The following is a 7,049-nucleotide window of genomic DNA, read 5'->3' on the forward strand; positions in this document are numbered from 1 at the left end:
CAGGTTCAGCTGATCCGGTGGTGATCGCCGGATCAGGGGATCAGTTGAAGAGAATGGATTTTGGCCCGCCGCTCCATATCCTGATCGTCCCCGCAGATCTTCATATGATGGAACGTGAGTACCTGGAATTGTTTGCCGGTCTTCCCCCTGAATCAGGTTCAATTCAATGAATGCTCCGCTTGCAAAACTCTGCCGGTCTTTCACCGAAGCGCTTGAAGATACAAATCCACAGATAAACCCATCCTCTCCTTATCTCCGGGTTGCTGAAGAGATACTGGAGATGGCGTTTGCCTACCTTGAGGATGGTGTTGTTTTTTACAAACGAGGTGATCCCGTCAATGCCCTTGCTGCCTGGTGCTATGGATATGGGTGGCTTGATGCCGGTGCAAACCTTGGTATTCTGATTGTTTCCTCTACATTCAGCGAGATCCCAGGACTCCATAGTTCGATCCCCCCAACCTGTACTGAACATCTTGAAGAGAAGACAGAACGATACCAGAGGATGCTCAGGGATGCATGCCTCTCAATTGAAGATGCACCAGATGAATCAAGCCCAATCTATCCTTTATGTAGCATAATCCGGGACTGTGTTGATGATTGGCAGATGAAGGGCGAGGCATACCATGCCCGGCAGGATTCTGCTTCAGCACTTGCTGCATACAGCTATGCATATGGATGGCTTGACTGTGGCGTCAGGTCAGGACTCCTTCGGATCACCGGAGATCGCCACCTCTTCACGGCATAATTGCCAGAAGACGTTTTAAGAATGGCAGATAATGGTTGATGACAGAATTGTGATGTACAGGTACTGCGATGAATCAAGAACATAAGAAATGGATCTGGATCTCAATTGGCCTCAGCACCTTCTTTCTCATAGGGCTCCTGTACTTTACTTTTGATGAGTCCACACTCATTGCCCTTAAGAACCTCAGCCCGTTTATCATCCTTCTTGCCCTCACCATCCATGTTATTGCCCTCATCTTCTGGGCTCTCCGGATCAAGGTGATGGCATATTCGCTTGGCTATCGGGTGGGACTCTTTCATTGTATCAATCTCGTCTTTGCCAATCTCTTTCTTGCCGCAATCACTCCGTCCCAGGCAGGAGGCGAGCCGGTGCGGGTGCATGAACTCTATCGGGCGAATGTAAAACTGGGGGACGCGACAGCCATTGTGATCATGGAGAGGGTACTTGATGGCGTCATATTCGGGCTTGGCGGAGCAATAACCCTCTTTCTCCTTGGTACTGCCTGGAAAGAGGTGAACCTCCCTCCACTCGTCAATACCGTCATCTACCTTACCTGGGCTGTTGTGACGATCGGTGTTGTTCTTTTTGCTCTCTCTGTCAGAAATCCGCTTATCCTGAAACGGCTGATGAGAACAATCTCCGGTTTTATGACAAAGAAGTGGGAGATGGCCAGAGTCGAGCGGTTCATGGAGAAGGTCGATCGTGAGGTGGATAACTTCCATTTCAGTCTCGGTAAATTTATCGGGATGGGAAAGTTTGGTCTTTTCCTTGGCCTGATCTTCACTGCCATCTTCTGGTTCCTTGAATTCATTATTGCATCGATCCTTTTGGTCGGACTTGGGCAGGATCCATACTTCCTCGAGTCAATTGTTTCCCAGCTCATTATTGCAATCATCATGATGATCCCGCTCACACCGGGTGGTGCCGGGGTTGCCGAGATCTCAATCAGCTCGATCTATGGCCTCTTCATCAGCACATCGGTCATCGGTGTCTTTGTCCTGCTCTGGCGGATGATCCTGTATTACTTTAATATTGGAATTGGCCTTATATCCGGGCTTATTATTGTCAGGCGGGAAGTTGAATCCGAGAGGGGTAACCAACAACTTGATAAACCACAGTGACATTGACACGGTCATGGAGCAGATCAACTGTGATGTGGCCGGCGTCTACCTGGCGATCCATGATCTCGGTGTTGCCCCGGTTGTTCTCCTCAAAACCAGGGATGAACGCTATATCCCAATTTTTATTGGTCTCTTTGAGGCCGTATCCATTCATTCTGCTCTCAACGGCCCGCCACCCCCACGCCCCCTGACGCATGATCTCTTCAGTGACACACTCACCGCACTTCGAGCAGGGCTGCGTGAAGTCAGGATCGATTCTATCGACGATGGCGTCTATTATGCCACCCTCTTTCTTGATACACAGACAGGCGATCTCTCAATCGACTCCCGTCCAAGCGATGGGATCGCCCTCGCTGTCCGAAAGAATGCCCCTGTATACATTGATTCAGGACTGATGGCGGAATCAGCGGTGACCCGGGATCAGCTCCCCGAACTCAGGGAATTTACTGAATATCAGGTGTAAAAAAGGTTAATCGTGGAGATTCATTCCTGCCCGGCGAACAGAAAGCTCCTCTTTTACAGCATCAAAACTGATATCAGCTGCTTTTAAGCTCACCATCAGGTGAAAGATGAGATCTGCTGCTTCAGAGGTGATACGTTCCGGGTCTCCCCCTTTTACGGCAAGAACATATTCGATCGCCTCCTCACCCACTTTCTCAAGGGATTTATCTAATCCCTTCTCATGGAAGAGGAGCGACCGGACATAGGACTTCTTCCCGCTCGAATCAACTGCCCGCTGCTCTATGACTTCCCAGAGGGTATCGAAGATATCAGGCTCCATGGTCTTCCTCAACGATAATGTCCCCGCTCTCGGGACCAAAGAAACGGCGTACGATCATGCGTGCCTTCTCGATGGTGCAGCCACCTTTTCCAATGGCGATCCCCACCTCATTCTTGTTCCTGACCGTAACCCGGATTCCGCCGGTCTCCCCTTCAGGGAAAGAGACCTGCAACACTTCGGCAGGTTTGAAGATGTTCCTGATGAACTGATCCCGCTCCTCTGCATACTCGACCATCTCAATCCGCTTGCCGAGCACCTTCTGCATTCTTTTAATATTGTCACCACTTTTTCCAATGGCAATACCCATGTCGCCCGGAGTTATGATATAGATCAGGCGGTCAAAGCGGTCGTCGATGATACAGTCAATTGCGGTTGATTTGGTGAGGATACGGAGCTCTTCAATATACCTGCGTTCTTTAAAACTAATCGTTCGCTCCATTGTATTATCCCGAGATGATGATTCATTCTCTTTAGGAGGAATATTGTCAATATTCCTCATTAAGCATTTGTATTCTCAGGTACTGATGTGGCATTGCTGAAAAAAGAGAAAGGAGGGGTTGTCTGGATGCAGATCCATCAGCAGATGTAGGTGATTGAGACCGTTGCGGTAACGCTTACCTCACCAGCTTCAATCGGGGTTGACGCCTTCTCCATGCCCGCACCGAGCATCCTGTAGTCATACATCGGCGATGCAGGATAGTACCCGCCCCCGATTGTAACCTCCTTCACATCACGGACAGTTAAGCCAAGGGATGCGGCGACGACATTGGCATCGCCACGGGATTGTGCTACCGCCTCTTTGAGCGCCTCTGCCCGAAGGCTCGCCTGTTTCTCGTCACTCAGGGTGAATGAGATATAATCTACGTTGTTTGCACCATTTTCAATGGCGATGTCGATGAAATCTCCAGCTTTTGTGGTGTCTTTGAGGGTGATCATGAGGGTGTTCGTAACACGGTAGACCTGCGCCCGCTTGTCGGTCGGGAAGACACTGGATCCGTCCTTTGTCACCTGGTAGATTGAATAACCGGTGGTCTTGATATCATCAGAGGTGAGCCCCGCCATCTTCAGGGCATTCATGACACTGTTCATCTTTACTGCATTCTCCTGCTGTGCAGCCTTCACATCGGCATGTTCTGTCATGACCGCAACCGAGATCTCGACGCGGTCGGGAGTGGTTGTAATGGTGCCGGTTCCCTGGGTGTGGATCACCCTTTCATCTGAGGTGGTTGCCGCCGATACCGGCAGAACAATCAGGCTGAACACAAGGATCAGTGCCAGCAGTGGTGTGAGTATGTGATTACGCATAGCGATCATACTATCAAGGGATTGTATATATCTTATAGTTTCTCTAAACTGCGAAGATATTTGCAGTCTAATTTAGAAAATAATGGATTTTTGGATTTTAATGTTGTAATGGTATTCAGTAGCCTGATTCATCTGGAATAACAACACACCTGTTCCTACTGATACGTCCATGCCGGATCTCATCTCAATTTTTATCATAGGCCTTCTGATCGGCCTTACCGGGACACTTGCACCGGGCCCCACCCTGATCGCCACCATCAACGCTTCTGTCACCTCTGGCTGGCGTGCCGGTCCGCTCGTCAGCATTGGCCATATCGGAGCTGAGATCGGGATCATCCTGCTCATTGTTGTCGGGCTTGGTGCCCTTATTGGTTCAGTGACATGGGTGATCGGCCTTGTCGGGGGTGTAGCATTAGTGCTCTTTGGTCTCCTTACCCTCTCCTCGGCCCGCGTAGCTCTTCTTCCGACAGGAGATGATTCCATGGACGTGAAGAAGCCGGTTGCAGCAGGCCTTCTCACCAGCTTTGCAAACCCGTACTTCTGGATCTGGTGGTTTACCGTTGGTGCTGCCCTTCTCTGGAGCTACCTTGATGGGGGTATCATCGCAGGAGGTGCCTTTATGGCCGGCCACTGGGCAGCCGATATCGGGTGGCTCACTCTCGTCTCTCTGAGCCTTCACCGGGGCAGGTTCTTCCTCTCAGAATCCGGATACCGGCTCGTTCTTGCTGCTTGCGGCATATTCCTGGTCATCTTTGGGATATGGTTTGTATCGGGTTCGATCTAAAAAAGGGTGGCAGAGTCCTGCCAGGCAGCTTTCAGTCAGGCTGGTTCCATCCATCTCATCAGGCTTTGTCGTGATGTTGCCAATAGAATTCCCATTCATCCATCTCGGTTCCATCGGGAAGAATAGCTACTCCATACTCTCCATCAGGCCCGGATCGGATCTCATATGCATACCCGGACTCTTTCACAAAGACGGCTGCTGGATTTGCCATACCCGCCAGGGGGGCATCATATTCACTGATCGAGATGATCGTCACCGGCTGGCCCCACTGCTGGATTGTCATGACATCCTCAGGTGTTGCCGTGAAGGTGACGGTAAGCCCGTCTGTTTTGAACTCCTCTGCCAGGTTCAGGGGAAGGTAACGTGTACCTGCACCGGTAATAATCCCATAGAATCCGCCTTCAAGATCGATATAGGTGATAACTCCGGTGCCGGAGATCGAAGGTTCGCCATGTTCAACCCTGATCTCGGTGATCCGGATAGGAGTTCCCCACATCTGCATGGTGATGAGATCCTCTTCGGTCACACCGGTGAATGTCACTTCTGTCCCATCCACTTTCAGCTCTTCTGCCAGATTTGTTGGGAGGTACTGGGTGCCTTTTTCGGTGACGATTCCGAAGAATCCTCCTTCAAGGTCGATGTAGGTGATTGTTCCTGTCGCAGAAACTTCCATTCCTGCCGGAGGCTCCTCTCCCACACATCCGGCTGCTAAGAGGAAGCAGGCGGCGGCAGCCATAAGGGCTATTAAAAACAGTTTCGCTTTCATTGGTATCAATCAGATACTGGGCAGTATAATAATAAATATATTCCTTTAACTGCGGGGATTTCTGCAGTTATCTATTCGAGAAAACCCCTGCTCAGACCGGCTTTTTGTGCAGTCGCGAGTGCATCCTCGAACTCCTGCTGCGTGATCATCCGCCTGAGAGCATCGAACCCGGAACCTTTCTCCCGCACCTTCCAGGCAGGGCGGTACTGCGGCATGATGTTCACATAATTTGAAACAGACAGCTCGTCTGCAATGAACTGCATCACCTCTTCTGTTCCGGCAAGGCCGTCTGGCAGCACCAGGTGCCGGATGATCATGCCCCTATCAGCGATACCGTTCTCAATAACAAGATCCCCTACCTGCCGGTGCATCTCAGACAGTGCTTCTTTCATCCGATCAACATAATCGGCAGCACCTGAGAGTGCATGAGCAATCCTATTGCTCCCATACTTCGCATCCGGCATATAGATGTCAATCACTCCGTCAAGGAGGTGCAGGGTTTCGACTGCGTCATAGCCGCCGGTATTTTAGACGATCGGAATGGTGAGCCCCCTGCCTGCTGCGATATCTACTGCCTTCAGAATCCCCGGCACCTGATGGGTGGGTGAGACCAGGTTGATATTATGGCATCCCCTCTCCTGGAGCCTGAGCATGATCTCCGCCAGATCCTCTGTACGAACCTGAAAACCTCTCCCGCACTGGCTGATCTCGTAGTTCTGGCAGAAGATGCATCCGAGATTGCAGTTGGTGAAGAAGATCGTTCCTGATCCCCTTCTCCCGACAAGCGGCGGCTCTTCGCCGAAATGAGGGGAATAGCTTGAGATGATCAACTCATTCCCTGTCCGGCAGAACCCGGTCTCTCCGGCGGTTCTGTCAACATGGCACTGGTGGGGACAGAGGGTGCAGTCGCTCAGTATCTCATATGCGGCATCTGCACGATCCCGTACTATACCTTCTGCCTGGAGGTCTGGGTATCGCTCTTTCATCAGTTCATAGGTGTTTATGGTTGTATTCATATCCTTGGCAGTGCCGTATTGCTGACGAGAAAACATAATACTATCATGCATCAGGCACGATCATCTGCTTGTTGCCGGAGAATCATAGAATGGATACCAGTATACACACCCTCATACGGAAGAGCAGGAGTACCCGGAGATTTCAGGAAGATCGTCTTCTACCTGAATCACGGATCATTGATTTCATAGATATCGCCCGGCTCTGCCCCTCTGCCCGGAACCGCCAGCCCCTGAAATATATCATCTCGGTTGACCCGGAGGAGACAACAAAGATCAGACATGCCCTCCTCTGGGCACTGGATCTCCCTGAGTGGGATGGTCCCGTTGAAGGTGAGCGGCCACCAGCCTATATCACGATCATTGCTCCTGAGAACTGCAGCCCTGACCCGGCGATCGATCTTGGGATCGCCGCCCAGACGATCCTTTTAGCAGCTGCCGGGCAGGGGATCTCCGGGTGTATGTTCGGATCCATAAGACGTGAGGAGATGAAGCGGATCCTGCCGGTTCCAGAAGGATATGAGATCCTCCTTG

The 7,049-nt window shown here is 51.1% G+C and carries 11 protein-coding genes and 1 pseudogene; 6 read left to right on the plus strand and 6 right to left on the minus strand.

The genetic code is table 11. From position 1 onward, the window contains the following. From QCH34_RS04020 to QCH34_RS04035, 4 genes and pseudogenes are all read left to right on the plus strand, one after another. Positions 1-170, plus strand: a pseudogene (locus QCH34_RS04020) (diphthine synthase); the annotation flags it as partial. Further along, entirely contained in the window at positions 167-745 is a 579-nt protein-coding gene (locus tag QCH34_RS04025; protein ID WP_300330495.1) for a DUF357 domain-containing protein, read from the plus strand. The pseudogene QCH34_RS04020 and the gene QCH34_RS04025, both read left to right, overlap by 4 nt. A 68-nt stretch (positions 746-813) precedes the next feature. After that, on the plus strand, positions 814-1,866 hold the full coding sequence (locus QCH34_RS04030; RefSeq protein ID WP_300330497.1) for a flippase-like domain-containing protein: 1,053 nt from the start codon (positions 814-816) through the stop codon (positions 1,864-1,866). Positions 1,867-1,879: 13 nt separating this feature from the next. Further along, complete coding sequence (locus tag QCH34_RS04035) at positions 1,880-2,329, plus strand: bifunctional nuclease family protein (protein WP_300330499.1); 450 nt, start codon at positions 1,880-1,882, stop codon at positions 2,327-2,329. A gap of 6 nt (positions 2,330-2,335) precedes the next feature. Here the strand turns inward: QCH34_RS04035 and hisE are convergent, their stop codons facing one another. From hisE to QCH34_RS04050, 3 genes are all read right to left on the minus strand, one after another. Continuing rightward, positions 2,336-2,647, minus strand: a complete 312-nt coding sequence (gene hisE, locus QCH34_RS04040) for a phosphoribosyl-ATP diphosphatase (protein ID WP_300330502.1) — start codon at positions 2,645-2,647, stop codon at positions 2,336-2,338. Further along, the gene (locus tag QCH34_RS04045; RefSeq protein WP_300330504.1) at positions 2,637-3,086 is read right to left on the minus strand and encodes a NusA-like transcription termination signal-binding factor; all 450 of its coding nucleotides are present in this window, start codon (positions 3,084-3,086) and stop codon (positions 2,637-2,639) included. Before QCH34_RS04045 ends, hisE begins: the two co-directional genes overlap by 11 nt. Before the next feature lie 137 nt (positions 3,087-3,223). Continuing rightward, positions 3,224-3,952, minus strand: coding sequence for an SIMPL domain-containing protein (locus QCH34_RS04050; protein ID WP_300330506.1), 729 nt, complete (start codon positions 3,950-3,952; stop codon positions 3,224-3,226). 169 nt (positions 3,953-4,121) lie between these two features. Here QCH34_RS04050 and QCH34_RS04055 point away from each other — a divergent pair, with 169 nt between their 5' ends. Further along, a complete protein-coding gene (locus QCH34_RS04055) occupies positions 4,122-4,736 on the plus strand; it encodes a LysE family transporter (protein WP_300330508.1) in 615 nt (204 codons plus the stop codon). Positions 4,737-4,794: 58 nt separating this feature from the next. On the opposite strand, the gene QCH34_RS04060 is transcribed toward QCH34_RS04055, so the two are convergent. The 3 genes from QCH34_RS04060 to QCH34_RS04070 form a co-directional block, all read right to left on the minus strand. Next, on the minus strand, positions 4,795-5,502 hold the full coding sequence (locus QCH34_RS04060; protein WP_300330510.1) for a DUF333 domain-containing protein: 708 nt from the start codon (positions 5,500-5,502) through the stop codon (positions 4,795-4,797). 71 nt (positions 5,503-5,573) lie between these two features. Further along, positions 5,574-5,966 (minus strand): hypothetical protein, encoded by a 393-nt coding sequence (locus QCH34_RS04065; protein ID WP_300330513.1) that lies wholly within the window; start codon positions 5,964-5,966, stop codon positions 5,574-5,576. A 63-nt stretch (positions 5,967-6,029) separates the two neighbouring features. After that, on the minus strand, positions 6,030-6,518 hold the full coding sequence (locus QCH34_RS04070) for a radical SAM protein (RefSeq protein ID WP_300330516.1): 489 nt from the start codon (positions 6,516-6,518) through the stop codon (positions 6,030-6,032). An 89-nt stretch (positions 6,519-6,607) separates the two neighbouring features. Between QCH34_RS04070 and QCH34_RS04075 the strand changes: the two genes are divergently transcribed. Further along, positions 6,608-7,049 (plus strand): nitroreductase family protein (locus QCH34_RS04075; protein ID WP_300330518.1); only part of this gene is annotated, 442 nt, incomplete at its 3' end.

Source organism: Methanocalculus sp. (assembly GCF_029762515.1).
GTDB lineage: Archaea > Halobacteriota > Methanomicrobia > Methanomicrobiales > Methanocorpusculaceae > Methanocalculus.

What these genes read in the sequence shown, in the direction of transcription:
- QCH34_RS04025 (WP_300330495.1), top strand. Translation starts at nt 167, where the DNA reads ATGAATGCTCCGCTTGCAAAACTCTGCCGGTCTTTCACCGAAGCGCTT.
- QCH34_RS04030 (WP_300330497.1), top strand. Translation starts at nt 814, where the DNA reads ATGAATCAAGAACATAAGAAATGGATCTGGATCTCAATTGGCCTCAGC.
- QCH34_RS04035 (WP_300330499.1), top strand. Translation starts at nt 1,880, where the DNA reads ATGGAGCAGATCAACTGTGATGTGGCCGGCGTCTACCTGGCGATCCAT.
- hisE (WP_300330502.1), bottom strand. Translation starts at nt 2,647, where the DNA reads ATGGAGCCTGATATCTTCGATACCCTCTGGGAAGTCATAGAGCAGCGG.
- QCH34_RS04045 (WP_300330504.1), bottom strand. Translation starts at nt 3,086, where the DNA reads ATGGAGCGAACGATTAGTTTTAAAGAACGCAGGTATATTGAAGAGCTC.
- QCH34_RS04050 (WP_300330506.1), bottom strand. Translation starts at nt 3,952, where the DNA reads ATGCGTAATCACATACTCACACCACTGCTGGCACTGATCCTTGTGTTC.
- QCH34_RS04055 (WP_300330508.1), top strand. Translation starts at nt 4,122, where the DNA reads ATGCCGGATCTCATCTCAATTTTTATCATAGGCCTTCTGATCGGCCTT.
- QCH34_RS04060 (WP_300330510.1), bottom strand. Translation starts at nt 5,502, where the DNA reads ATGAAAGCGAAACTGTTTTTAATAGCCCTTATGGCTGCCGCCGCCTGC.
- QCH34_RS04065 (WP_300330513.1), bottom strand. Translation starts at nt 5,966, where the DNA reads ATGCCGGATGCGAAGTATGGGAGCAATAGGATTGCTCATGCACTCTCA.
- QCH34_RS04070 (WP_300330516.1), bottom strand. Translation starts at nt 6,518, where the DNA reads ATGAATACAACCATAAACACCTATGAACTGATGAAAGAGCGATACCCA.